This is a genomic window from Paenibacillus sp. Soil766, from assembly GCF_001428105.1.
Classification (GTDB): domain Bacteria; phylum Bacillota; class Bacilli; order Paenibacillales; family NBRC-103111; genus Paenibacillus_E.
In genome coordinates, this window is record NZ_LMSJ01000023.1 from 51,401 (window position 1) to 75,693 (window position 24,293).

Sequence of the window (24,293 nt, forward strand, 5' to 3'; positions counted from 1 at the left end):
TGAAAGCAGACGAATAAATTCATAGTAATACACTCAGGGTGCAATTTCAAGTATCTATTTCCAATTTATGTGGGTCTTTCCGCTAGAAAACGACAAAAAACACTCTTTCGAGTGTTTTTTGTCCACATTTATCTACAAAATAATAGCAATCAAGCCACCAGAGCCTTCGTTGATAATACGTCCAAGTGTTTCTTGTAGTTTGTATCTCGCATTGTCAGGCATTTGGGCAAGCTTGCCTTGTATGCCTTCTCGAACAATCGAATGCAATGATCTTCCGAAGATATCAGACTCCCAAATCTTGAGCGGATTATCCTCAAAATCCTGCATCAGATAGCGTACAAGCTCTTCACTTTGCTTCTCCGTACCGATGATCGGTGAGAATTCGGATTCTACATCTACTCGAATCATATGAATTGAAGGCGCAGTAGCTCGTAGGCGTACGCCGAACCTGGAACCTTGGCGGATTAATTCTGGCTCATCTAATGCCATTTCAGCGAGTGTAGGTGGTGCAATCCCATACCCGGTTGTTTTGACCATTTCAAGAGCCTCAGCGAATTGATCATATTCCCTCTTCGCATGTGTGAAATCTTGCATAAGCTGGAGAAGATGATCCTTACCGCGAATTTCAACACCAACAACCTCGACGAGAATGCGATCATAAAGTTCATCTGGTGCAAAGAGGTCAATTTCCGCTACACCTTGCCCCATATTCAGCCCTGCTAGAGCAGCTTTGTCGATAAACTCATATTCAGCAAATTGACTGACCACTCGATCAACATCACGTAAGCGTCTGATATCCTGTACAGTATCGCGTACCGATGCTTCGAACTGTGTCCGCAGCCAATGATTCTCATCTAGAACCATAACCCAGCTAGGTAAGTTCACATTCACTTCATGAACTGGGAACTCATACAGGACTTCACGAAGCACGGAGACCATTTCTTCTTCTCCAGCGCTAGCAACGCTCATTGTTACAACTGGAACGTCGTAGCGGCTTTGCAGCTCGCTGCGCAGCTCAAGTGCAGGCTCACTGTTTGGCTTCTGGGAGTTAATGATCACAATGAACGGCTTCCCGACCTCTTTGAGTTCATTAATAACTCTTTCCTCTGCCAATACATAGGAAGACCGCGGTATATCCGAAATCGTGCCATCTGTCGTAACCACAACACCCAGTGTAGAGTGCTCTTGTATGACTTTGCGTGTTCCAATCTCCGCCGCTTCTTGGAAAGGAATCGGCTCATCGAACCATGGTGTATTAATCATCCGAGGTCCGTTCTCGTCTTCATAGCCTTTGGCGCCATCGACTGCATATCCAACACAATCAACTAGGCGAACGTTTACGTTCAACCCTTCGGCCACAGAAATTTGAACCGCCGTATTCGGTACGAATTTCGGCTCCGTTGTCATAATCGTGCGGCCAGCAGCGCTCTGCGGGAGTTCATCGGTAGCCCGGATCCTATCCGCTTCGCTTTGAATGTTCGGCAGCACTACAGATTCCACAAAACGTTTGATAAAGGTTGATTTCCCTGTCCGGACTGCTCCGACAACCCCCAGGTAAATGTCCCCTCCCGTTCGTTCTGCAATGTCCTTAAAGATATCCACTTTCTCCAAGAGAATCCCTCCTACAGTTTGGTCGTCAACTGACGCTAATGACGGTAACAATTGACTACTCGTACATTCATTTGGACTAGTAAATATATATGTACTTTCGATAGAAATATGATAGATGCGTTTCAACTTTTTTCGCTCATATTTTATGAAGCACATACGGCTTTCGAAAGAATATATGATCAGTCGGTTGCGCTTATTCTATAAAGACAAAAAAACCTCTTACACATGGTAAGAGGTTCGTTCAAATTTAATTATGTGGCATAGGTTGATTATCTTTCCAAGCATAAGGAACGCTCCGAATCGGTACGAAGTAAGATTTATCTACGAGAATCTGTCTCAAATCTTGATCAGGCTTAATGGAACCACTTAACGCATTATTCTGAATGAACGTGTTGATATCCATCGCATAATCAATGGCTACTTCTCCCGTTTGCTTGTTTAGAATGTAAGTAATGCCATTTTTTCGATTATAAACAGATTTGATTTCAGGTTCTTTCATCCCTATCAACTTGAAATCAACGTAAGCAAATGCATCATTCAACGAAATACTCTGTGGCATGTTGCCGCTGTGCTTCGCTATGTAATCATTCACTTTCTTCTGAACATCTTCCACACTTTGATAGGCGGATAGGTCCATTAACTTCACCACAGGTTTCGTTTCGGCATCTACGAGTACATAGATGAACACCCCGCCGCTTTCAAATGCATTCGCAGGCACCGCACTCAGCAGATTCGTTTTTTTCAATTTCGGAAAATCGATCACATACTTCTCATAGAGTGGTGTCGACATCTCACTATTTTTAATTGGAAGTACACCTGTTTTCTCATGATAAGTATCTATAGCCTGTTGAACAACGGTAATAAACTCAGCAGGATTAATTAAATTCTCTTTCCGTAACTCTTGTGGATATGCACAGCCTGTAAGCAAAATAACCAAGATAAGTGCCAGAAGCAAGCTTCTACCTTGGGTTCGTTTTCGTTGTACTTTCACAATTCAACCATCCTATCTTGACTAAATGAAGTCGTCATCTTCCGCTTGTCTAGCGAGCTGGGCTCGAATTGCAGCTTTTAAGGGATCCTCTGGAATGTTTACTTCCACATCACCTGTTACTCTCGCTTGGCATGCAAGACGAACTCCCTCATCTACCAGGGAGCCAAGCTTCAATCGTTCATTCGTATTTAGAGGTGCTAAACCGCTTTGGTCATTGACCTTTACTTTACACATTAAACAAGCAGCCTTTGCTCCGCAACGTGTTCGTATATGAACTTTGGCTTTATTACCAGCATCCAACAAGGTTGTGCCTGCTCTTACTTTAATTTTTTTATTATCTGGCCAAAAATGAACATCAAACACACTCATCATCGTCACCGTTTCCAATCTAGCAATTCGTTCAACATGACATGAAATTCATGCCCCCACTGATTGCGGTTCATCAAATCATTCAAAGCCTGCATATGTTTGTCTGGATGTTCTTGCATCGTTCTGAGAATCGGTACATAGCGATCAGGCCGATTCCTGAGCATATTAAAGAGAAACTCATGCGCTAACGGCATTACCGGAACGTCCCACGCTGCATTAGAGGCAGGGTAATAATAGTTCTCAAACAAGTAATTAACTTCAACTTGATACAAGGATCCCAGTGCCTTTACTTTAAAATCACCAACCACCTCAACAACATGTCCATCAATGTGATAGTGACTAAGCATCGAAGCATAGATAGGTGTTTCACTATATTCTGGTTTATCAATCGCGTAAGGCTGTAGCAACTTATGTACTGTGTGAACATCCTTCAGATCTATGTAAATATCCAAATCTCTGGGAGTCCTTCCTATATCGACGTTATGCATAAGTAAGCCACAGCTTCCGCCAATCAGCCATTGTACACTATGGGCTTGCTGTAACCGAGTATGAATAGTCGAAATCGACGGGAGTAATGGCTCCAGCAGTCTCATCATGCCCACACCTTTCAGGCAGTAATTTTTAAAAATATGGCTTGTGCGTAACAGAAATCGTTCCTTCTTGCTTAACTACGCATTGACAGGCTAGACGGAAGCCTTGTGCAAGCTCATCCGGTTCTAGACGATCTTCTTCCGGTTCTGATGCCTCTGCAAGCAGTTCACGACCTTCAGCTACGTAGCAGCGACATCTCGCGCAGGTTCCTCGCGTACAGGAAAATCCCCAATCTACTCCTGCCTTCAAGGCATGGTCCAGAATGGTTAATCCCGTTTCGGGCGTTACTTTTATCTGTGTTTTGCGTGTTTTCAGCTCTAACATGTTGATTTCCCCCCGTTGCTTAAAACAAAGAAGATAACATAAAAAGTAAGATTGGAATAAACATCAAAAAAGCAATGATAGATAACACTCCGCGCCATACGCCAGAAGTTCTTGTACGTGCGTACGAGATCAGAAATGACGCAACAACCATCAGTCCCATGGCCACAAATGAGGCCCACATTTTGTCTAAAGATGACATATGATAAACTCCTTATGTAAAAATCGTGAAAATGAAACACATGTAAGTATAGCACAGAATGAGAAAAACTCCTATCGAAGTACTTCGAGGATGAGCGACCGCGTTTTAAATGTTATTTTTATCGCCAATAAGAATAAATTCTTATGTGGAGAGAAAAAAGCATAAAGGGGAAGATCCCCTCTATGCTTCTTATTTCTTGCCCATCATCATGCTCATTAACTGCTGCATATTATTGGTATCCAGTTTACTGCTTTTAACGGCTTGAACGATATCATTAATTGTTTCTTCTGACACCTTGACATTCACTAATCCAGAAACCTGTTTGATGAGAGCTCTTAATTGAACCTCACTCTGCATGGTAGAAGGTTTCACTCCACTTGCAATTTTTTCGATATCTTTAGCTGTCACGGATTTGCCCGTCTTCTTCTTGACCACACTTAATACGTCCTTCGACATATCTTTATTCGCCAATTGTGCCGCCTCCAGTACCCTAAGATAATGAGAAATCCTGATAGGGTATAGTATGAATGCGGAGAAGATCTGGTGTAGGCTATCTCCAACCTTTTGTTTACCTTGTCAACGGTAATTCTTCCATTTCGTGTGTACGTAAACGACCCATAAGATCACCAGCGGCAAGCTGTGGAGATTTCCCTTCAAATAAAACGTTATGTAATTCATTCGTAATCGGCATGGTGACGTCATAGCGTTTCGCTAGGTCATAGGCTGCTTTCGTTGTTTTCACGCCTTCTACAACCATTCCCATCTCTTTAAGCACGTCGTCTAATGGAATCCCTTTGGCCAATTTGTTGCCCGCTCGCCAATTTCTACTATGCTTACTTGTACAGGTTGCGATCAAATCACCAATACCAGCTAACCCAGCAAAGGTGAGAGGGTTAGCCCCCATGGCAGTACCTAATCGTGTGATTTCCGCTAGCCCTCTAGTAACGAGTGCTGCTTTCGCATTATCACCGAAATCCAGACCATCTGTTAGCCCTGCACCAAGTCCAATGATATTCTTCAACGCTCCGCCTACCTCAACACCTGTTACATCCGGATTCGTATATACACGGAAATATCGTGTAATGAGCAAGTCCTGAGCAGCTTCCGCGGCTTCTAAATCCTCAGCAGCGACGACTACAGTTGTCGGCATTTTGCAAATGACTTCTTCCGCATGACTCGGTCCCGAAAGAACTACAAATCGCTTTGGATCCATCTCAGGGAGCTCGTCCGCGAGCACCTCTGTCATACGCTTGAGTGTCCCCGTTTCAAAGCCCTTCGTCGCATGAATAATAAGTGTATCTTTCTTGAGAAAAGGTCGAATACGAGAAGCTACTTCACGCATGCCTGAAGATGGGACCACCATAATGATCGCATCCACATCTTGTACGGCTTCTTGCAAAGAATGGGTCGCTATGATCGAAGGAGACAGCGATATTTCTTTGAGAAAACGACTATTCGTGTGTTTTTCATTAATTTCTACAACTTGTTCTTCGTTACGAGACCATAGAAGGACTTCTTTGCCATTATCCGCCAATACCGAGGCGAGTGCCGTCCCCCAACTTCCAGCTACAAGGACCGATACTTTTTGTGTCACGGTTTCCCCTCCTACGCGTAGTTGTTTTTCGTTAGGCTCTTTTCTGGCCCAGCTTGTTTTCTTTTCCTTGAATAAGCTTTACAATATTCGTCCGATGACGCAAGAAGGCAAATGCGCACAGCAAGATGCTTATCCACAGAACAGGTAACGGCCGGTCCATCCCCCAAATTAGAAAAGGTAAGAGTGCTGTAAGAATAAGGGAGCCGAGCGATACGAAGCGTGTGACAGCAATGATGACGATGGCTGTTAACCCAGCAATCAAAGTAGGAATAAAACAAAGTGTAGCCATAACACCGATGGTAGTTGCGATACCTTTACCACCACGGAAGCCGAAGAATACAGGCCAATTATGCCCAACAATAGCTGCTAAACCACACAAAACACGAATCCAGATATCATCAGGTCCCGGCGCAGCCCAAACCCCAAGTAAGACAGCTAGGACGCCTTTCAAGGCATCTAACAGCAGGACGAGGATCGCTGGCCCCTTCCCCAGAACGCGGAGCGTATTCGTTGCCCCCGCGTTCCCACTGCCGTGCTTGCGAATATCAATTCCCTTAAACCATTTTCCGAATAAATAACTAAAGCTGATGGATCCGAGTAAATAGCCCACTACAATTGTTATTATCGAAAGCAATGTACAACATCTCCTATTCTTTGTCCGAAGTTTTTCTACGGCTTAAGATGCGAATTGGCGTTCCTTCAAAGCCGAAGGCAGCACGAATTTTGTTATCCAAATAACGTTCGTATGAGAAATGCATAAGCTCTGGCTCATTCACGAAGAGAACGAACACTGGCGGTTTAACGGCTACTTGTGTTACATAGTTAATCCGCAGACGCTTCCCTTTGTCCGTTGGCGGCGGATTGTAAGCAACCGCATCAGATACAACGTCATTCAGGAGATGCGTTTGCACGCGCAGAGCATGATTCTCAGCCACTTGTACGATGACAGGCAACAGTTTATGAAGGCGCTGTGTTGTTTTCGCAGATACAAACACAATAGGTGCATAACTCAAGAACAAGAAATGATCGCGAATCGTCGTCGTGAAATGTTGCATCGTCTTCTCATCTTTCTCAACGATATCCCATTTATTTACGACAATGACAATCGCTTTTCCTGCTTCATGCGCATAACCCGCAATGTGCTTATCTTGGTCAATAATACCTTCTTGTCCATCGATTACTACTAACACCACATCTGCTCGCTCAATTGCTTTCATTGCCCGCATAACGCTGTATTTCTCGGTGTTCTCGTATACTTTGCCACGCTTACGCATACCTGCGGTATCAATGATAACGAATTTCTGACCATCACGCTCAAAAGGTGTATCAATTGCGTCACGCGTTGTACCTGCAACATCGCTCACGATAACCCGCTCTTCACCAAGAATCGCGTTCGTCATTGACGATTTCCCTACGTTTGGGCGACCAATTAATGCAAATTTAATAACTTCTTCGCCATACTCATCCTCTGATTTGTCAGGGAATAAATTACAAACAACCTCAAGAAGATCGCCAATCCCGATTCCGTGCGAGCCCGATATTCCAACAGGATCACCGAAACCAAGGGAATAGAATTCATAGATATCATCTTGACGTGCCAAATTATCCACTTTATTTACTGCCAAGACAACTGGCTTCTTGGAACGGAATAATAGCTGCGCTACTTCTTCGTCTGAAGGAGTTACGCCCGCCTTCGCATCGACCATGAACACAATGACATCTGCTTCTTCAATGGCAAGCTCAGCTTGTACACGAACAGATTTAAGGATTGCATCCTCGCCGTCAATTTCAATACCACCAGTATCAATGACACTAAACGATGTATTAAGCCATTCACCAACACCATATAAACGATCTCGCGTGACACCTGGTTTATCTTCTACGATCGCCATACGATCGCCTACGATTCGATTAAAAATGGTGGATTTCCCGACATTAGGTCGGCCTACAATTGCAAGTACGGGTCTAGCCAATTTACATCTCTCCTTCGGATTCCATGATCAGCCATGGAAAATTACGCAACTTACATCATAGCAAAAAAGAGGCGCCTTGGCTAATCTCTTTTGAGACTTCCATCAAATATGCGCTTTTAAAATGAATGGTCAGGAATGTTTCACCAGAATCATCGTACCATTTTTCAAATCATGTGCATTCGCGTCTAACATTTTCTCCAATGAGAATGCGGTTCTCTGCATCTCTTCTTCACCATCAACAATAAAGATAGGAGCACCGCCAGCAATACGGTCTTTCGACAATGTTACGATCGCGAGAATTTGTGACATTAGGGCTTTACCCCTCCTTCTTTTTATTTACACCAGCTTCAGAAGGCATGCGCACAGCACTTTCAAGAACAGGTACACGATGAAGGGCAGTGCATGTTTTCTCTTTGTCATTTTCCTGCAAAAGTAAAAGTAAACCTATTGTCCCTGAGTCCAGATCCAATTTAGCCATTGGTCGTAAAGAAGGCTCTCCCTCATCACGATACACGCCGAATAAAGTGGACATATCATACATAATGGCTTGCCTCTGGCCAACATGAGATATCGTTACACGTGCATTACGGTTTTTCGGTTTAATTAGAAATCCTTGACCGTATTTCATTATTTTTTCTCTCGTATCCCTTAGCCCTACATTCATAATATAAATAGAACCCACAGAGACATCTGGTCCCTCGATATGAATATCAACGGGTTCAATATCAGCGATATCCCCTAATTTGCTACCTGATTTAAAAAAGTTTGCAAGCCAAATTGAAACGACTCCAGCAGCTATCCCCCAGTACCAAGCACCTAAGATACTAAATAAGGAGGCCAAAAATGCTGTCATTATGACCAAATAATTACGACCCTCGAATACCATCGCAATTCCTTCGATATATGCCGCTCCTCGAGGGACAAGTTCTAACTCATCCACTTTCGTTAAGCTCTGTCTTTCCATATTGCGCACATCTCTAAACTGTTGTGCCGCTAATGAAAGAAACGTGACTGCCGTATAATTTTTCTCCAAAAGCGCAGGAACGGCAACCGCTCCAAGACCAGCAGCGATCACCCCAAGTGAGACATGAATGATTTTCCCATGTGGATACGTTGGATATTGCCGATAATCCGTTCGCAGCATGTTGATTCGTGACAAAATACCAAAAATGACACCAACGACAATCCCAATGGTATACCGATGAGTAGATAACCAAGTCATATTCATTGTGTCTTAGTTGCCTCCTCTGCGGTCAAACCAGCTTCTCACGACTGTTCGGCAACCACTGTAGGCAGCTTGTACGACGATCGTTATCGTTCTAGCTGTAAAGATTGACAGCCACCATTGATCTTGGAAAGTAGCCATTCCCAGCAGATGATAGCCATCTACTTGATGAATACCAGCTTGATACATATCCCCGATCAAATATCCGATCGAAATGGCTGCAATTTGTTCCCATGCATTGCGTTGAACAACTACGGCTACAATGGCAATCATCAGAGCAGTCTGCCATTCAGAATTACGAATGATGAGAATAGGGTCCATTGTTAGCAGTTGTTGAAATAGAAAGTGGAGTGAACCGATCAGAAGTCCAATGGAAAGCAGATGCAGCTTATGTATAAAACCTTGTGTGACATAAAGAATACTAAAAGCAATCGTTACTACTACAACATAAACAAGTTGGAGTTGTATATGTTGTATCGTCACGCTTACTCTCGATCCGATCAGCCAAGAGACAAAAAAAAGAAGCATGCCTTTATGCGATATACTTCGAATGTACAGCTCCTTCCAACCGCTGGCGAGCAAGATCAACGTGATGCTAAGGAGAATAAGCGACAGATAACCGGCATTCATAATCAAACCACCCTAGCCTGCTTTGCTACCGATGACTTCCTCTGCCATCGATTTGCTTGCGGATCTTCAGGCTCCCCCTCAAATAAATAATAAGGGAGATCTGCCTGATCCTTAGTATGGCAATATTTTGATTATTTACTCCGATTAGTTCGCTCTGCGTATGAAGTTAAGTCAATACCTCTCGCTCGACACCATTCCGCGGTGTCTCCAACGATGACCACTGGACACCCTGTAAGGGCTTGAACCGAATTAGCGCCTAATGCCGTCATAATTAAGATGAGTCCTTGATGCAGTTCTTCTGCATATGCGTGAAGCGCGTCTACGCCTTCTACACGCAATACCTTCAGAAATGCGCCCGCCATGCCCACTGCTGATGCACCTAGTGTAAGTGCTTTCGCCGCTTCCAATGCATTTGTAATGCCGCCTGACGCAATAATAGAACCCCATGGATAAACAGATAGGGCCTCTAATAAAGTCATACTTGTCGGCGTTCCCCAATCATTGAGCCAATCCAATGCAGCAGGCCGTCTCGCATTTTCAATAGCAGCAAAATTCGTTCCGCCTGAGCCACCTACGTCGAGAACCTGAACACCTACTTCGCTTAATTGCTTGGCGTTATCACGCGATATGCCAAAGCCTACCTCTTTCACAATTACCGGCACTGGTGAATGACGAACAATGCTTTCAATCCGTCCAAGCATGCCCACGAAGCTGCGATCACCTTCTGGCATAATCAACTCTTGCATCACGTTGAGATGAATTTGAAGCGCATTCGCTTCTATCATATCTATCGCACGTAACGCTTGTTCCGTTGTGGCTTCACTCCCCAAATTAGCGAAGATGATACCATTGGGATTCTCGCGTCGCACTACTTCATAGCTGGATGCCACTTCGCTATTCTTAATCGCTGACATCTGAGAGCCAACAGCCATAGGTAAACCTTTTTCCCTGGCTAGAATGGCCAATTCTCGATTAATACTCTCTGTCTCGTGAGCGCCTCCGGTCATTGCATTAATTAAAATCGGCGAACTCATAGTGAGATCGCCGATTGTTGTTGTTAGAGCAATATGATCCGTCGAAGTCTCAGGAAGACAGTTATGCACAAGCTTGATATCCGCCAACCCATGTTGACGAGTTTGACCAAGCTCCAGCGCGTAATGGACATGCTCCATTTTGCGTGAGATGCGCATTTCTGTACCCTCCCTAGCAAATGGATCCCTTTATTTTTTGAATTTAGCCAATTTATCTCCAAAACGCTCACCAAGTGTCATGGACAAACCTTGATTGCTTAGGGATACGTTCTCGTTACCAGCAATTTCTTTTTGGTGACTAGCGCTGTTTCCACGATCACGATCGCCGCGCGGTTGTCTTTCTCTTTCTGGTTTGCCAACTGATGACGGAGCCGCTGCACCCGCAGGTGCTTCAGGAGCATCCTCTGTATCTTTAATGCTTAAGCTAACGCGTTTCTCAGCCAGGTTGATTTCCAAGACTTTAACTTGTACTTCTTGGCCTTCTTTCAATACTTCATGTGGAGTACCGATGTGACGGTGTGCGATTTGGGAAATGTGAACAAGACCCTCAACACCTGGTGCCACTTCAACGAATGCGCCGAAAGCTGCAAGACGTTTAACTGTACCTGTTACGATATCACCAGCTTTGAAATCACGCTCAACATTTGACCAAGGACCATCTTGCGTAGCTTTGATGCTCAAGCTGATTTTGTCATTGGACGGATCCAATTTAAGGATTTGCACCTTAACTTTGTCTCCTTCTTTCACAACATCAGAAGCTTGTTCAACATGCTGCCATGCAAGCTCAGAAATATGAACAAGTCCATCAATACCACCGATGTCTACAAATGCACCGAATTGTGTCAAACGTTGTACAGTACCATCTAGCACTTGACCAACTTGAAGACCTTCGATAATTTTCTTCTTGTTCGTTTCGAACTCTTCATCCAAAATATCTTTTTGGGAAAGGATGACTTTGTTTTTCTCGCGGTCAATTTCTTTCACACGAAGACGCAAAGTACGGCCTTTGTAGGAAGAGAAATCTTCAACGAATTGACGCTCAACCATGGAAGCCGGTACGAAACCACGTACACCAATATCCACAACTAATCCGCCTTTAACTACTTCAGCAACAGCTGCTTCGATAATTTCTTTGCTCTCAAGTTGTCCTTGTAGCGTTTCCCATGCTTTCTCGTTGTCAACGACACGTTTGGACAATACCAACGTTTCTTTTGCGTCGTTGATGGAAACAATCTTCAATTCTACTTCTTGACCAAGCTCAACTGCTTGCCCAGCATCATTCAAGCTTACGGAAGAAAGCTCACGAACTGGGATGACACCATCGTATTTGTAACCGATATCCACGAAAGCTTGATCAGCGTCTACTTTAACGATTTTACCTTTAACTGTAGCGCCTTTCTTCAGCACAGCAACATTATTAAGAGCGTGCTCTGCTTCTGCTTGTGAAACGGCCGTTTCTTGAGCTTCCTGTGATTGATCTTCAACTTTTACTTCATCTGACATTAGATTAGCCTCCTCTATTTACAACCAACAAAAATAATTTATAAGTCACAAAGCAGCAGTCAAACTCCTACTCTGTTTCAAACATAATAATAAGTTCAAATCACTTTATGGTTAGTATAATTCCAAGCTTTCGATTCCATACATTTCTGCTTATGCTTTACTAGTAACTGTATGTAGTCGGCGAATTTCTTTCATAATCGCTTCCGTCGCCTGCTCCAGATCCTCTGAACTACCGCCTTCATAAGCGCTCATATCAAGTGGTTTACCATAAACGATCGTCATACGACGGAAAAGTGAGTAGGTACCTACGATAGCTACCGGAACAACTGCCGCACCTGACTTCAATGCAAGACTAGCAGCGCCTTTTTTCCCCATTCCACCCGCATTGCTTCTAGATCCTTCTGGAAAAACACCAAGCATGTTGCCGTCACGCAGCAACTGTACAGCAAGTCGAATCGACTCTCTGCTTACGCCTCCACGTTTAACTGGGAATGCGCCTACTTTAGATATGATAGACCCAAGTACTGGTATATCAAACAGCTCCGCCTTGGCCATGAAATGAACCTTGCGGCGCAGTGGTGAACCTAAGAATGGTGGGTCCAATAAGCTAGTATGATTACCACACAAAACAACGGCCCCTTGCGTTGGAACATTTTCCATTCCGATAGCACGCATTCGAAAAAAAACAGTGAAAATAAATCGAAATAAGGCTCTTCCGATGCGATATAGCATCTTTATTTGCCACCTCCGACTTTGTCCTTGCAAAGTCCAAGAATTTCGTCCACAACTTCTTCAATTGTCATTGACGTACTGTCCATCAACACGGCATCATGCGCCCTACGCAGTGGTGAAATTTCCCTCGCTTCATCGAATTGATCGCGACGTGCGATATCCTGCTCCAACTCGGAAAGAGTCAGTGTATTCGTACCACTGTTTTCTAATTCCTTGAATCGACGCTCAGCACGTTCTTTCACACTCGCAGTTAAGAAAACCTTGATCTCTGCATCTGGCATGACATGGGTGCCAATGTCACGACCGTCCATGACTACGCCTTTGGAAACAGTCATTTGCTGCTGCAGCGCAACTAACAAATGTCGTACAGCACCATAGCTGGCAATTTGTGAAACATGTGTCGTTACATCCGTTGAACGAATCGCTTTCGTCACATCCACACCATCTACGATGACCTGTTGTCCTTCATCTCCAGGGATGAGCTCAATCTGCATACGATTGGCGAGCGAAGCCACTTCTGTTTCTTGCTCAGGTAGCAGCCCTTCTTGCTGTACTTTCCACGTTACTGCTCGATACATGGCTCCTGTATCCACGTAAATAAACCCAAGTGCACCGGCAACTAACCGTGCAATGGTGCTTTTACCGGCTCCAGCAGGACCATCTATGGCAATATTGAACTTATCCAAGCTGCTGTTCCTCCTAACAATACTTCACAGTACCTTACGAACAAAAAAGCAGGCACTTGCCTGCTAATTACTAGAAATTATATCACACAACATGGTCATATGCAAAACTTGGGTTCTATCCCGCCTTGATTTCATGCGCTTATGAGCGTTCTCTTGGGGGATGTTCCGGGATGATATACGGCTGCCCTTCGAGTGGCTCAACGCGTGTGAAATGCTTGCGAATATACGCATTTTGCAGCAAAGCTTGTACACAAACTAGCAAAATAACAACGAAAATCACAGCTCGAATAATGACCTTCTCTACTTTCGCAGAAAAGCGCAAAAATAATTGTTCATATGGTTCTGTCTCTTGCTCCTTCGACATGAGATCACACTCCCGCTAGCATCCAATATGCATAGCAGTATACCCTTAGCGTAGATCTCTCAATCCCTAGCGTTTACGAAAATCCATTTGTCTCTCAAAGCAAAAACGAATCAGTTTCTGCCGTTCTCTGTCCGCGATCTCTGCGAAACGAATCATCACTAACTGCTTCCCCGTCTCTGTCCCTTTCACGCGGACAACTTCTCCGGTAAACGGAATATGCTCGATAGTCCCATTCTTAAATGGTGCAAGAACCCAACATGAGATTATCGCATTTAAGCCGATCGGAATATGACCATCACAAATAAATGAAATACCTCCGCCACCAACATCATCGGTTAATCCAATAAATTGGATCTGTTCGTTCAACTTCACGGCTATTTCTAATTCTGCTAAAACTCGAAGGAAGTTTCTGCGTTGAATTTGCGTAATCGCACTTAGCTCTGGAAGCCTTAGTTCGATCAAGCGAATGACATCCTCTTTAAAAGCTACTACCTCCGTTGTGAAATAGTGCTTCACACCGCCTTGACCTAGGAAATGAGCACTAATCTCATCACCTTGATAAAGTTTTTTCAATCGACCTGTCTTTTCATTCAATGGGATTTCAATGATGATCGCGTTTTCTGTCACATCCGCAATTCTAGACTTATATTCGATTTTGGACTCTTCTTCATCAATACTGTTCATTTGCATATGTAAAATCTGGTTGACCTTAGGAAGCAATTTCGGCACCTCCGCGAAGTAATATGCATTAATTATAGCATGACCGCACCATTTAGATAGAAAAAAAAAGAAGCAGGATGATATCCTGCCTCTTCCTACTATGATTTTCCTTTTGCAACTTCCGCTTGATCCGGACGAATTGTCTCTATTTTTTCTTCCATGCCCACATCTGCATTAACATAAACACGATAGATATTGTTATTCAGTGTGCCGATAAATTCATGACAGAGCACTTCTTCGTCCAGATCATTTTTGATAATTGCAAGCGATTCACCTGTCACTTTCATTTTAGAACTCAGTTGCTTACGTGCTTGGTCTACCGTAATTTTCGGTTGGCCAATCTTGCGTTGCTTTTGTGAATAGATATAATTGGTCGCTTGCAGCCCTGTTACTTCAAGGGTGTCTAATGCAACTTTAACTGTAACTTGTTCGGGATAAATGGTGACATTATTTTCTTTCTTCGCGAACAGAATGGTCGCTGTGTTCTGATATTGATCATAACTAATTGCACTTAAATCCTTGTACTCATGCCCATCCAGAAATTCATTCGCTACATCTCTAGCTTGGCGAAGATTGAATTTCGCAGCAGGAACATCACGTGACTTCATAAAATAGATCAGGTGACCGCCTTTTTTGGTGAAATCCATTTGCGTATCCGATTTCGAATTATCACCGCTTGGAATAACGACACTATAACTTTGAAACTCAGGTGCACTTCCACCGTTCTCGACAACTTTAATGCCACTTGAATCTTTAACGCCAAGGAAATCAATAGCTTTCTTTTTAACTTGATCAGCTGTCATCTCATTGCCTGTCAGCATTTTAACATCATTTTTGGAGAACACATTTAAGCTGCCTGTCCCCCAATTTAACTCCTCATATCCACCAACTTGCTTATCCACAATCTTAAAGCCATCGATAATCGCATTATCGTGCATTTCGTTCTCAGATGCGAGAGCAGTCTCCACATCCATCCATCGCAAATTATTTGCAATTACTTTATTCTGCACACCCCGAATTTCTTTGGTTATATCAGCAGAATGTGCATACAAGGTATTCAAAGTTTTCATTTCCGCTTCGGTTAAAGGCTGCTTCGTCATATCGCGAACAGACATGCGGTAAGAGAAGTTAGCCATATTCGCTAGGAAATCTTCCGTTTTGTTAAAAGGCAGCAGCATTAAAGGCAATTGGGTGATGTCACTTTGCGCTTGACTAGTTAAACGCCAAACATTAACCAAACCTTTCCGGTAGGATGGCTCCAAAGTTTCATTCACCGCCAACGTATTTCCTAACTCCGTATGTAACTTATCCATGTGAAAGGACAGGTCATGAAACGCCCGTTGATACTGATTCTCCGCTTTAATTAATATCGTATTCTTTTCTTGGTGCTCTAAATACCCCCATACAGAAGCCCCGATTAAAGCCAGCAATAGAAATGGGAACATGACGATACTTAATCTTTTATACACAGAACTGCTCCTTTCATACCCAATCTTGCGCTTAGTTTTTACGCGTAGAGGTAGGTTTATACAAGATTGAGATAAAATAAGCAGCTGGGTTATCACTCAAGAACGATGGCGTTTATCCCCAAATTATAGTCAACTTAACAGATGAATTTCAGCGAGAAAAACTAAACAACACCTACAGGCCAGGACACTTCACTATCGAATATTGAATATCTAGGCGGATGGGACAAAGGGAACAAAGATCATTACGGAAAAGGAACCAGATGGGAAACCATCTTGGCTGAAGGCGGAGCGAAGTAAATAGTTTGGACGAAGAACTAATAGAGCTTGTGTGCTCAGGGGTTTCGTGATAGAAAAAAGTTGCACTTTTGCATTTCTCAGGAGGGGCATACTACTGGCTTAGGAGAAAATAACGTTATGGCTTTACTCGTGCAAATAGCGTTACCCATTCATTATTTTCTGCATCTTAGAAGTTTCACAGCACTTATCCACAAATGAGCAGCCTGCATCATTTCCTATACAGCAAAAAAAGGCCTATTCGAAAGAATGGCCTCTTGCTAGCTTTCCGTTTCTATTTCAAAATCGTGCTCATTACTGCATATGCATTGCCGAAATCCAGTTTCAATCTTGTCTTTCTCCTTTTTGCCTCGCAATACGAACTTCTCGCCGCACAATCGACATCGGATCTTCACTTTCACTCGCGTCGTTAATGACATGTATACCCTCCCGGCTCTCCCCATTCCATGTAATGGAGTTCAACAAATATACAGTCATTATGACCCAAATCATCCCATTTTAATCTTCTCATCTACAGTCACAACACGTAAGGGTGAATGTGCATTAGCACGATCTACACGCCATATCGACCGTAACCATAGGAAAGTCATAAGAGGGATCATTATCCAAATCCAGCTGTTTTTAAATATTAGCAAAATATAATCGAATGCGCCGTGCCAAGCAATTGGAAGCAACAAGGATATCCATAAATACCTATTTTGCTTATGAGGAACGAATTTGGCCTTGCCCAAGTAATATCCCATCATAACACCGAATAAAGCGTGTCCCGATACAGGCAAAAGCGCACGAAGCATCAAGGCTGAGAAAGAAGAAGCGTGCAAGAATGCGTAAATGATATTCTCCAATGTTGCAAAGCCAAGACTTACAGCTACCGCATACACGATCCCGTCGTATGGCTCGTCGAAGGCTTCATGACGGAAAATCAAGTGATATAGTAACAACCACTTCAGAAACTCTTCAATTCCTCCTGAGAGAAAAAAGGATGTCATGATCGTGCCATTGCCGAACTCCTGGATAAATGCGTTCTGTAGAACCATCGTCGGATAGACGAGAAGTACACCGAAGAGAAACATCCGTATCACTAAATGGATAGGTTCTGTTTCGTACCGATCCTTCAGATAGAAGTAGGCGAGCAATGAGAGACCTGGCGCTATGGCTGCCAATAAAATAGGCACGATATGCATGTTCCAGCTCCCCTCTTTTTATGAAATACATACCTCTATTATAGTCGTTCTGTCTAGACATTTCTACGTGTAACATAAACGACCTTAGTTGCGTATTATGGAAAACAAAACAAGCATCCTCAAAAACGGTTGTTTTTGGGAGATGCTTGTTTCATACTCATGATCAGGACGCGAATCCCGATTATTTGAAATGACGGCAGAGTACCTTCACGGCATCATCTGCAATGATCGTCTTCCCGTATTCTTCAAGAACGGCCAAGGTCACTGAAGAAGCTTCACCGAACTCAGACAAGACAGCGATAAGCGCTTGATACTTGGTCTCTTCCAGATCTACAGGTTCTAGCTGTAAAATATATTTCCCTTTATACGAATAAAGGGTGCCACCTTCCATCAGAAGGGGATTAATTACTTTGGATACACGCAGCAGATCTTCAAAATCACGGAATGCATAAGAGATTAAATCGCTTTGTTCAAGCGTAACTTCCATTTCGTACACTTCTTCAGCTTCGTGATCATCATATGCATCAGAACTTGCATACAAGTCAAGTTTGCCTCTAGTTACGATAACAACCATCCCTTGCGCTGGGAGGGCGAATACCTCAACAGCAAGCGGGCCGGACGGGTCAAATCCGAGCTCCGAATAGGCTTGATCCATCATCTCACTAAACAACTCGTGCACTTTCGGAATTTCTCTCCACATGTCGTCTTTTTGAATTCCACGTTCAGTTAAGTCATCGAATGTTAGGAAAATCCGTATCTTATCCTGACTTAAGCGTTCTATTTTCATGATAGGATCCTCCTTTGAGCTCTCCAACTGGAAAGCTTGCATCGAAAGCATGGTCACCTTATTTAAATCAGAATATGTTAGAAAATTAAAAAGGTGAACCACTAATAAATAAATGGACATGCATCCATCTATTGTTTTCACCTTTCATGTTAACACTAATTCTTTGTAATTGCACGCTTAAGTTATGTATAAAAAGAAAAAGCACAGCCGGCCCCGTGGGTATGCCAGACTGTGCCGAACACTTATCTTTATTGAATTGTTGCGCTGCTTATTTTATTATCTTGCAGGATTTCATTGACAGTTGACTTCAAACTCGGGTCTTCTTTGACGATTTTCTCTACTTGGTTTAAGCCATTTGTACTCGTCGAGGAGAAATTTCGGGCTGTAGATTCTCCAAAAGATTTGCTTGTGAATGTTTCTTTGGCCTTATCCATGACATTGCCCATCGATTGATTAGGTGAGCTAAATGCTGAGAAAAGCATGGATTTACTTTTACGATTGAGATAAACAACTGCAGCCGCCCCTGCAATGCCACCAAGCATAAATGTTCCTAATTTCATTGGATCTCCCTCCATGATAAGTAGTATGAATCCTTCCTAGCTTGCACGAGTTTAGAAGTGGACATACGTAACTGGAGAAGGAAAACATAGGAGAATTGACCTCTGCGAATTGTGAACCTAATTGTGGTACTATAAGGGATGACCAATATGTAAGGATCTGAGGAGAAGACGAATTATGAAAAAGAAAGCAAGCACACTATTCCTAACAGCCATGCTTCTATTGGCTGCATGCAGTGCCGATCAAACTGAATCAAGTCCTGCTGCGACGACGAGTGTGGCGCCAGTTGTTACTGTGTCAACAAGCCCGAGTGCATCTCCAACTCCTACCGTAGCTCCTACACCTACACCCACACCTTCACCAACGCCTACTGCTCCCGTTCAAGAAGCAGTACAAAAGACCTATCATATGAACAAAAACTATGATATCGTACCCAACGACTCCAATGGTAATAAAAAAGTCGTTTTATTAACCTTTGATGATGGACCTAAAGAACAAGCGATGAATCAATCTCTCATCGATATTCTGAACAAACATAAAGCGAAGGCCATCTTCTTCATGAACGGTTATCGTATTAAGCAGAAGCCAGAGCTCGTTAAGCTTGTCCACGAAAGCGGCAATATCATTGGAAATCACGCATGGGATCATGAAAATTTGAAGGACATGACGAATGATAAAATTGATAAACAAGTTGACGATGTGCAAAAAATTGTGAAAGAAATTACGGGTCTGACCCCGCAATTTTTCCGTCCACCATTTGGCTCAGGCAATGATTATTTGAAATCGAAAGTTAAAAATAACAAAATGCTTTACATGACATGGTCGAATGGTTCATTAGATTGGGACATGACGAATAAAAATAATGATTCTAATAAAGTCATTGAGAACGTGATGCAGCAGCTTCATAACGGCAGCAATATCCTTATGCATGAACTCCCATGGACAGTAATTGCGCTAGATTCGTTACTTACGAAACTTGAGGAAAAAGGTTATACGTTTGTTGATCCAAACGCCATTGAATTAGAAATGAGATAGAATAGAAATAAGAGCCCTACGTTGCCGCGAGTATTTCGTTTCGTGGGCAATGTAAGGCTCATTTTATTTTTACATCGAGGAATTTGAATATTTGATCCCCCAAACAGTTAAACTCACAACTAAAGCGATAAATAACCAAAGTAATGTCATATAGAAAAGATTCGTCCATTTACCTTGCTCTGAAGGGTGTACAGCTCTACGCGGCGGTAAATAGGTATCATCCCCCTGATTCTCCTCCACGCCAGGATTCGACCTCGAAGCTACTCTTTCTCCAACACTCATGAACCTTGATCTTCCTCCTTGCTAAACCGAAGTATGCAACCCATCACCATATCAATCATAAAGTGAGCAATTATTGGTGTCCATAGGCTTCCCGTATGAAGGTAAATCCAACCTAAGCCATAGCTGATACAGAAAACCATTCCCGTCATGAGCCAGTGCTGCAGATAGCGAACATGGATTGCTGCAAATAAAATACTAGTCCAGTAGGGCCCCCAGGCATGTTGAATTGCACCACGGAATAGGACCTCTTCACAGATTGAAACGATAAATGAAATAAGTGCAATATGCCAAAGGGCTCTATTTCCAAAAATCATTTGATTAATGCCACCGTCATCAGATACTTCTTTGGGTACCCACCTTGAAATAAGCAGGTCAACACCAAGTACAACTACAGCAAATAAACAACCCCAAATGATGACACGCCAACCACCTTGAAACGACAACGCAGAAAGAATCTTTGAATTACTCTGAAATAATACGATGATAATTCCGATAATAAGCGTAAGCAGTTGTGTAATGTAAAGATTCAGCAATAAAGTCTTGTCATTCAGATCATTGATATCAACTTTCCCAATGCGAAGGTTCTTAAAATCGAATTTCTTCAAAGGAAGCAGCCTCATTTCCTTATAATATTCCTTTTTCATGGAGATTGACCTATACTAAAACAACTATAAGAGACAACAAGGAGCTTGATTTATGGAAAAGCGTCTTACCCGCACTGATTATTTATTTGCCCTCATGTTTATCTTTATGCTGGTCTGTATCCTTGGCGCTTTTTTCTATGGCTTGCGATTAGGACAAACGAAATCTGATTTAAAATATGATAAAATACTGCATGCTGATCAATCGTCATCTGCACCCGAAATAGGTGCTTATGATCAACAAGTGCTAGTGTCATATTACCATACCATCTTTTTACCCTTTAGGGAATTTCAGAATAAATGGTTTGAACTATTGAGTCAAATTGAAATGGATAACGCCGCCGTGGACGCTTCCGCAGTTCTGAAAGAGCTAAGTAAAATTGCAGCTGACAAATACAATACACTTCAAAGTAAAAGCATGCCTGCCTCTTCGCCGCTGCTCGTGCAATCACACCAAGGCTATCTGAAGAGCCTAAAGCTTTTCACCGATGCATTAAGTTCTTATCAATCTAAAGCTAATGCACAAAGTCATTCACAGCTGCTTGAGGCCATTCAGAAGGATGCGTACTTCCTAGAAGCCAAAACACAAGCCTTAACCGCACAGAAAAACTACTTCGATTCCATCCTGGTCTGGAACGGCACTATGGATCCGGACATTGAATATTTCGATCCTAACAACACAGCCAATCTTGATCAGTGGCGCGCCATGAATTTCAATGTAAAAAACGTTTATATCACTGCTAAATTATTGAAAAACAAAGCATTCTCACCTTTTTATCCGCAAGATTTAACGATAAGAATTGATGAATTCATTGCATCTGGCCAAGCCAAGAAACTAAATGTGAATGATGTGAATCAAACCATGGAATTATTGCTCAGCACGAATGCTGTCCGCACAGGTGACTTTGTCAAAGGCAAAGCGAAATGGTATGCCAATGAAACACTGCCTCAATTACCATTCTTTTCAGATGTAAATTAAGAAAAAAGCTGAAGATTTGGTCCACCACTTGGACGTAATCTTCAGCTTTTTCTTTCAATCGTATTGGAAGCCGCGGAACATACCGATCGCCGCCATTCCCCCGTCTACATTGATGACACGCTCAAAACCGTTTTCTTTTAAATATTCAGCTACGCGTAGACTCCGCACCCCATGTGCACAAACGATATAAATGTCCTCATCATCAGGAAGTTCACCCATACGGAGTGGAATTTGCCCCATTGGAATTAATTTAGCTTCCTCCATATGATAGTACTCCCATTCATGGGGTTCTCTTACATCAATGATGACACTATTTCCTAGTGTTTTCTGGTCGACAGCTTGTAGGAAAATTTGCGGATAAATGCGGTTAATTTCCATTTGAGTACACACTCCTGCATTCTTTTGTTAAGATCCTAATATTCACTGTACCATACATGAATAATGGCCTCAAATATAAGCAAAATATCATTGCATTCTGAACATTCTTGCTATAAAATAGACAAAAAGCTTCTAATTTGTTGTCAATCCGAACATTAATGACGTAAACACGAAAATCGTTCGACATGTATTGACACGATTTCGAACGCATGGTAATCTATTAAAAATTCTATATCACAGTACAGCGTTGACGGAGCCAAGCAAATAAAGTAGCTTTCAGAGAACCGATGGTTGGTGAGAATCGGTAGCGAACATGTTGCGGAGCACTCCAGAGTTATTGCATTGAATTTAAGTAGATGCAATCGGGTTAGGAACACGTTACAGTTCCAGGTCGCAAGACCAAATGAGGCTTCCCATGCGAATGGGCAGCGAACTAGGGTGGTACCACGAAAGCAATCTCTCGTCCCTTTGGCTACAGGCTAACTGTCTGTGTCCGAGGGCTGGGAGTTTTTTTATGTTCAAATCTAAGGAGGAAACGAATTATGTTCAAAGTTCTAGTATCCGATCCAATTAGTGACATGGGAATTCAAATGCTTTATGATGCAGCTGATGTTGAAGTGGTTAAGCAATCTGGTCTATCTGAAGATGAACTCATTGCCATTATCGGTGAGTACGATGCCCTCTTAGTTCGTAGCCAAACGAAAGTAACAGAAAAAATCATGACTGCCGGCACTAAGTTGAAAGTAATCGGCCGCGCTGGTGTAGGTGTCGACAATATCGATTTGGAAGCTGCTACGAAACGCGGAATTATCGTTATCAACGCACCTGACGGTAACACAATCGCAACATGTGAGCTTACATTCGCTATGATGATGGCAACAGCTCGTATGATTCCACAAGCGTACAAGAAAACAGTTGGCGGCGAATGGGATCGTAAATTCATCGGCGTTGAACTTCGTAACAAAACACTAGGTATTCTCGGAATGGGACGTATCGGTAGTGAAGTTGCGAAACGCGCGAAAGTATTCGGCATGGAAGTTATCGGGTATGACCCATTCTTAACTGAAGAACGCGCTGAGAAAATGGGCGTTAAGCTTGGTACAGTTAACGAGATCGCTGCTCAAGCGGATTTCATTACTGTTCACACACCACTTACACCAGAGACGCGTCACCTGATTTCCAGAACACAATTCGAGCTTATGAAACCAGGCATTCGCATCATTAACTGTGCGCGCGGCGGTATTATCGATGAGCTAGCGTTGGTTGAAGCGATTGATCAAGGTATCGTTGCTGGTGCAGCTTTCGACGTATTCGAAGTCGAGCCTCCGACGAAGGATCACCCATTCCTAACAAATCCGAAAGTGATCGTAACGCCTCATCTTGGCGCATCGACGATTGAAGCTCAAGAGAACGTCGCAATCGACGTTTCCGAGGAAGTTCTTCATATTCTACGTAACGAACCATTTAAGAACGCTGTTAACATGCCTCCAGTTCCTGCAGACGTGCTTAACAAACTTCAACCATACTTCAGTCTTGGCGAAAAAATCGGATCCGTGCTTGGTCAAATTGCCCAAGGTGCTGTTTCTGAAATCGTCATTAACTATGCGGGTGATTTGATGGATGTGGATACAAGTCCATTAAATCGCTATATTGTTAAAGGAATTTTCCAGAACCAATTGGAATCCATCAACATTATCAATGCGATGCATCTGGCTAAATCACGCGGCGTGAACATTGTCGTGCAAAAATCGAACGCATCCAACAGCTTCACTAACCTTGTTACCGTAACTGTAAAAACGAAGCAAGAAGAGAAAACTCTTGCAGGTACTTTACTTGCCGGTTTCGGCGAGCGCATCGTGCGTATCGATCAATACCCAGTTGACTTCGCTGCTGAAGGCAACTTACTTCTTATCTCACATAACGATAAACCAGGTATCATTGGCCGCGTTGGTACATTGCTTGGAAGCAACCAAGTCAACATCGCGACAATGCAAGTTGGTCGTAAAGTGATCGGCGGATCCGCAATCATGGTTCTGACAATTGATAAAACAGCTCCTGCAGAAGTATTGGCAGAGCTTACAAAACAAGATGAAATCGTAAATGTTCGTGCACTAACGCTGTGAGAAAGACTTCTATCGAAGTC

Annotated in this window: 30 protein-coding genes and 1 other annotated feature; of the genes, 3 read left to right on the forward strand and 27 right to left on the reverse strand. The window is 43.0% G+C overall.

The genetic code is table 11. The annotated features are described in order from the left end of the window. Window positions 1–132: 132 nt before the first annotated feature. The 24 genes from spoIVA to ASG89_RS17800 all read right to left on the reverse strand — a co-directional run bounded on the left by spoIVA (window position 133) and on the right by ASG89_RS17800 (window position 18,837). Entirely contained in the window at window positions 133–1,611 is a 1,479-nt protein-coding gene (gene spoIVA / locus ASG89_RS17690; RefSeq protein ID WP_056614411.1) for a stage IV sporulation protein A, read from the reverse strand. A gap of 247 nt (window positions 1,612–1,858) precedes the next feature. Continuing rightward, window positions 1,859–2,602 carry a hypothetical protein gene (locus tag ASG89_RS17695; protein WP_235549810.1) on the reverse strand — a complete coding sequence of 248 codons (744 nt, stop codon included), beginning with the start codon at window positions 2,600–2,602 and terminating at the stop codon, window positions 1,859–1,861. A 21-nt stretch (window positions 2,603–2,623) separates the two neighbouring features. Continuing rightward, the gene (locus ASG89_RS17700; protein WP_414813275.1) at window positions 2,624–2,974 is read right to left on the reverse strand and encodes a 2Fe-2S iron-sulfur cluster-binding protein; all 351 of its coding nucleotides are present in this window, start codon (window positions 2,972–2,974) and stop codon (window positions 2,624–2,626) included. Window positions 2,975–2,976: 2 nt separating this feature from the next. Continuing rightward, window positions 2,977–3,567 (reverse strand): hypothetical protein, encoded by a 591-nt coding sequence (locus ASG89_RS17705; protein ID WP_157276697.1) that lies wholly within the window; start codon window positions 3,565–3,567, stop codon window positions 2,977–2,979. A gap of 25 nt (window positions 3,568–3,592) precedes the next feature. Next, window positions 3,593–3,886, reverse strand: a complete 294-nt coding sequence (locus tag ASG89_RS17710; protein WP_057312060.1) for a 2Fe-2S iron-sulfur cluster-binding protein — start codon at window positions 3,884–3,886, stop codon at window positions 3,593–3,595. A gap of 19 nt (window positions 3,887–3,905) precedes the next feature. Further along, entirely contained in the window at window positions 3,906–4,085 is a 180-nt protein-coding gene (locus ASG89_RS17715; protein ID WP_057312062.1) for a DUF2768 family protein, read from the reverse strand. A gap of 189 nt (window positions 4,086–4,274) precedes the next feature. Beyond that, on the reverse strand, window positions 4,275–4,541 hold the full coding sequence (locus tag ASG89_RS17720; protein ID WP_057312634.1) for a stage VI sporulation protein F: 267 nt from the start codon (window positions 4,539–4,541) through the stop codon (window positions 4,275–4,277). Between the two features lie 112 nt (window positions 4,542–4,653). Next, complete coding sequence (locus ASG89_RS17725; protein ID WP_057312064.1) at window positions 4,654–5,679, reverse strand: NAD(P)H-dependent glycerol-3-phosphate dehydrogenase; 1,026 nt, start codon at window positions 5,677–5,679, stop codon at window positions 4,654–4,656. Between the two features lie 31 nt (window positions 5,680–5,710). Next, complete coding sequence (plsY, locus tag ASG89_RS17730; RefSeq protein WP_057312066.1) at window positions 5,711–6,313, reverse strand: glycerol-3-phosphate 1-O-acyltransferase PlsY; 603 nt, start codon at window positions 6,311–6,313, stop codon at window positions 5,711–5,713. Window positions 6,314–6,326: 13 nt separating this feature from the next. Next, window positions 6,327–7,652: a ribosome biogenesis GTPase Der gene (gene der / locus ASG89_RS17735; RefSeq protein WP_057312068.1), complete on the reverse strand. Its 1,326-nt coding sequence runs from the start codon at window positions 7,650–7,652 to the stop codon at window positions 6,327–6,329. 129 nt (window positions 7,653–7,781) lie between these two features. After that, entirely contained in the window at window positions 7,782–7,961 is a 180-nt protein-coding gene (locus ASG89_RS17740) for a capping complex subunit for YIEGIA (protein WP_057312070.1), read from the reverse strand. A gap of 7 nt (window positions 7,962–7,968) precedes the next feature. After that, entirely contained in the window at window positions 7,969–8,874 is a 906-nt protein-coding gene (locus ASG89_RS17745) for a YIEGIA family protein (RefSeq protein WP_057312636.1), read from the reverse strand. A 12-nt stretch (window positions 8,875–8,886) separates the two neighbouring features. Continuing rightward, the gene (locus tag ASG89_RS17750) at window positions 8,887–9,507 is read right to left on the reverse strand and encodes a hypothetical protein (protein WP_057312072.1); all 621 of its coding nucleotides are present in this window, start codon (window positions 9,505–9,507) and stop codon (window positions 8,887–8,889) included. Window positions 9,508–9,638: 131 nt separating this feature from the next. Next, the gene (fni, locus tag ASG89_RS17755; RefSeq protein ID WP_057312074.1) at window positions 9,639–10,697 is read right to left on the reverse strand and encodes a type 2 isopentenyl-diphosphate Delta-isomerase; all 1,059 of its coding nucleotides are present in this window, start codon (window positions 10,695–10,697) and stop codon (window positions 9,639–9,641) included. Window positions 10,698–10,727: 30 nt separating this feature from the next. Then, window positions 10,728–12,041 (reverse strand): 30S ribosomal protein S1, encoded by a 1,314-nt coding sequence (gene rpsA, locus ASG89_RS17760; RefSeq protein WP_057312075.1) that lies wholly within the window; start codon window positions 12,039–12,041, stop codon window positions 10,728–10,730. Between the two features lie 150 nt (window positions 12,042–12,191). Beyond that, entirely contained in the window at window positions 12,192–12,773 is a 582-nt protein-coding gene (locus tag ASG89_RS17765) for a lysophospholipid acyltransferase family protein (protein WP_057312076.1), read from the reverse strand. 2 nt (window positions 12,774–12,775) lie between these two features. Continuing rightward, window positions 12,776–13,459 carry a (d)CMP kinase gene (gene cmk, locus ASG89_RS17770; protein ID WP_057312078.1) on the reverse strand — a complete coding sequence of 228 codons (684 nt, stop codon included), beginning with the start codon at window positions 13,457–13,459 and terminating at the stop codon, window positions 12,776–12,778. A 139-nt stretch (window positions 13,460–13,598) separates the two neighbouring features. Next, complete coding sequence (locus ASG89_RS17775; protein ID WP_057312080.1) at window positions 13,599–13,823, reverse strand: hypothetical protein; 225 nt, start codon at window positions 13,821–13,823, stop codon at window positions 13,599–13,601. Between the two features lie 66 nt (window positions 13,824–13,889). After that, entirely contained in the window at window positions 13,890–14,552 is a 663-nt protein-coding gene (locus tag ASG89_RS17780) for a flagellar brake protein (protein WP_321166517.1), read from the reverse strand. Window positions 14,553–14,641: 89 nt separating this feature from the next. Beyond that, complete coding sequence (gene ypeB / locus ASG89_RS17785) at window positions 14,642–16,012, reverse strand: germination protein YpeB (protein ID WP_057312081.1); 1,371 nt, start codon at window positions 16,010–16,012, stop codon at window positions 14,642–14,644. A 554-nt stretch (window positions 16,013–16,566) separates the two neighbouring features. Further along, a complete protein-coding gene (locus ASG89_RS37165) occupies window positions 16,567–16,725 on the reverse strand; it encodes a hypothetical protein (RefSeq protein WP_164483569.1) in 159 nt (52 codons plus the stop codon). 69 nt (window positions 16,726–16,794) lie between these two features. Next, window positions 16,795–17,490, reverse strand: a complete 696-nt coding sequence (gene prsW, locus ASG89_RS17790; RefSeq protein ID WP_057312082.1) for a glutamic-type intramembrane protease PrsW — start codon at window positions 17,488–17,490, stop codon at window positions 16,795–16,797. A gap of 181 nt (window positions 17,491–17,671) precedes the next feature. Then, window positions 17,672–18,277, reverse strand: a complete 606-nt coding sequence (locus ASG89_RS17795) for a genetic competence negative regulator (RefSeq protein ID WP_057312084.1) — start codon at window positions 18,275–18,277, stop codon at window positions 17,672–17,674. 248 nt (window positions 18,278–18,525) lie between these two features. After that, window positions 18,526–18,837: a hypothetical protein gene (locus ASG89_RS17800; RefSeq protein ID WP_057312086.1), complete on the reverse strand. Its 312-nt coding sequence runs from the start codon at window positions 18,835–18,837 to the stop codon at window positions 18,526–18,528. Between the two features lie 175 nt (window positions 18,838–19,012). Here ASG89_RS17800 and ASG89_RS17805 point away from each other — a divergent pair, with 175 nt between their 5' ends. Next, on the forward strand, window positions 19,013–19,870 hold the full coding sequence (locus tag ASG89_RS17805) for a polysaccharide deacetylase family protein (RefSeq protein ID WP_057312088.1): 858 nt from the start codon (window positions 19,013–19,015) through the stop codon (window positions 19,868–19,870). Between the two features lie 69 nt (window positions 19,871–19,939). On the opposite strand, the gene ASG89_RS17810 is transcribed toward ASG89_RS17805, so the two are convergent. Together ASG89_RS17810 and ASG89_RS17815 are read right to left on the reverse strand one after the other, a co-directional pair. Continuing rightward, window positions 19,940–20,152, reverse strand: coding sequence for a hypothetical protein (locus ASG89_RS17810; protein ID WP_057312089.1), 213 nt, complete (start codon window positions 20,150–20,152; stop codon window positions 19,940–19,942). Next, window positions 20,149–20,757, reverse strand: coding sequence for a CPBP family intramembrane glutamic endopeptidase (locus ASG89_RS17815; protein ID WP_082593435.1), 609 nt, complete (start codon window positions 20,755–20,757; stop codon window positions 20,149–20,151). Before ASG89_RS17815 ends, ASG89_RS17810 begins: the two co-directional genes overlap by 4 nt. Before the next feature lie 91 nt (window positions 20,758–20,848). Between ASG89_RS17815 and ASG89_RS17820 the strand changes: the two genes are divergently transcribed. Then, window positions 20,849–21,772: a hypothetical protein gene (locus tag ASG89_RS17820; RefSeq protein ID WP_057312091.1), complete on the forward strand. Its 924-nt coding sequence runs from the start codon at window positions 20,849–20,851 to the stop codon at window positions 21,770–21,772. Between the two features lie 54 nt (window positions 21,773–21,826). Here the strand turns inward: ASG89_RS17820 and ASG89_RS17825 are convergent, their stop codons facing one another. Then, window positions 21,827–22,150: a rhodanese-like domain-containing protein gene (locus tag ASG89_RS17825; RefSeq protein ID WP_057312093.1), complete on the reverse strand. Its 324-nt coding sequence runs from the start codon at window positions 22,148–22,150 to the stop codon at window positions 21,827–21,829. Between the two features lie 238 nt (window positions 22,151–22,388). After that, window positions 22,389–22,621, forward strand: a binding site (T-box leader). A gap of 71 nt (window positions 22,622–22,692) precedes the next feature. Between ASG89_RS17825 and serA the strand changes: the two genes are divergently transcribed. Next, window positions 22,693–24,273 (forward strand): phosphoglycerate dehydrogenase, encoded by a 1,581-nt coding sequence (gene serA, locus ASG89_RS17830; RefSeq protein ID WP_057312094.1) that lies wholly within the window; start codon window positions 22,693–22,695, stop codon window positions 24,271–24,273. Window positions 24,274–24,293: the final 20 nt, after the last annotated feature.

Excerpts from the sequence above, each read along its gene's own strand:
- ASG89_RS17715 (WP_057312062.1), bottom strand. The coding sequence starts at position 4,085 with ATGTCATCTTTAGACAAAATGTGGGCCTCATTTGTGGCCATGGGACTG.
- serA (WP_057312094.1), top strand. The coding sequence starts at position 22,693 with ATGTTCAAAGTTCTAGTATCCGATCCAATTAGTGACATGGGAATTCAA.
- ASG89_RS17800 (WP_057312086.1), bottom strand. The coding sequence starts at position 18,837 with ATGAAATTAGGAACATTTATGCTTGGTGGCATTGCAGGGGCGGCTGCA.
- ASG89_RS17745 (WP_057312636.1), bottom strand. The coding sequence starts at position 8,874 with ATGACTTGGTTATCTACTCATCGGTATACCATTGGGATTGTCGTTGGT.
- ASG89_RS17740 (WP_057312070.1), bottom strand. The coding sequence starts at position 7,961 with ATGTCACAAATTCTCGCGATCGTAACATTGTCGAAAGACCGTATTGCT.
- ASG89_RS17750 (WP_057312072.1), bottom strand. The coding sequence starts at position 9,507 with ATGAATGCCGGTTATCTGTCGCTTATTCTCCTTAGCATCACGTTGATC.
- rpsA (WP_057312075.1), bottom strand. The coding sequence starts at position 12,041 with ATGTCAGATGAAGTAAAAGTTGAAGATCAATCACAGGAAGCTCAAGAA.
- ASG89_RS17795 (WP_057312084.1), bottom strand. The coding sequence starts at position 18,277 with ATGAAAATAGAACGCTTAAGTCAGGATAAGATACGGATTTTCCTAACA.
- ASG89_RS37165 (WP_164483569.1), bottom strand. The coding sequence starts at position 16,725 with ATGTCATTAACGACGCGAGTGAAAGTGAAGATCCGATGTCGATTGTGC.
- ASG89_RS17825 (WP_057312093.1), bottom strand. The coding sequence starts at position 22,150 with ATGGAAATTAACCGCATTTATCCGCAAATTTTCCTACAAGCTGTCGAC.
- ASG89_RS17775 (WP_057312080.1), bottom strand. The coding sequence starts at position 13,823 with ATGTCGAAGGAGCAAGAGACAGAACCATATGAACAATTATTTTTGCGC.
- prsW (WP_057312082.1), bottom strand. The coding sequence starts at position 17,490 with ATGCATATCGTGCCTATTTTATTGGCAGCCATAGCGCCAGGTCTCTCA.
- ASG89_RS17700 (WP_414813275.1), bottom strand. The coding sequence starts at position 2,974 with ATGATGAGTGTGTTTGATGTTCATTTTTGGCCAGATAATAAAAAAATT.
- ASG89_RS17705 (WP_157276697.1), bottom strand. The coding sequence starts at position 3,567 with ATGATGAGACTGCTGGAGCCATTACTCCCGTCGATTTCGACTATTCAT.
- ASG89_RS17720 (WP_057312634.1), bottom strand. The coding sequence starts at position 4,541 with ATGTCGAAGGACGTATTAAGTGTGGTCAAGAAGAAGACGGGCAAATCC.
- ASG89_RS17710 (WP_057312060.1), bottom strand. The coding sequence starts at position 3,886 with ATGTTAGAGCTGAAAACACGCAAAACACAGATAAAAGTAACGCCCGAA.
- ASG89_RS17820 (WP_057312091.1), top strand. The coding sequence starts at position 20,849 with ATGGAAAAGCGTCTTACCCGCACTGATTATTTATTTGCCCTCATGTTT.
- ASG89_RS17810 (WP_057312089.1), bottom strand. The coding sequence starts at position 20,152 with ATGAGTGTTGGAGAAAGAGTAGCTTCGAGGTCGAATCCTGGCGTGGAG.
- fni (WP_057312074.1), bottom strand. The coding sequence starts at position 10,697 with ATGCGCATCTCACGCAAAATGGAGCATGTCCATTACGCGCTGGAGCTT.
- ASG89_RS17805 (WP_057312088.1), top strand. The coding sequence starts at position 19,013 with ATGAAAAAGAAAGCAAGCACACTATTCCTAACAGCCATGCTTCTATTG.
- ASG89_RS17765 (WP_057312076.1), bottom strand. The coding sequence starts at position 12,773 with ATGCTATATCGCATCGGAAGAGCCTTATTTCGATTTATTTTCACTGTT.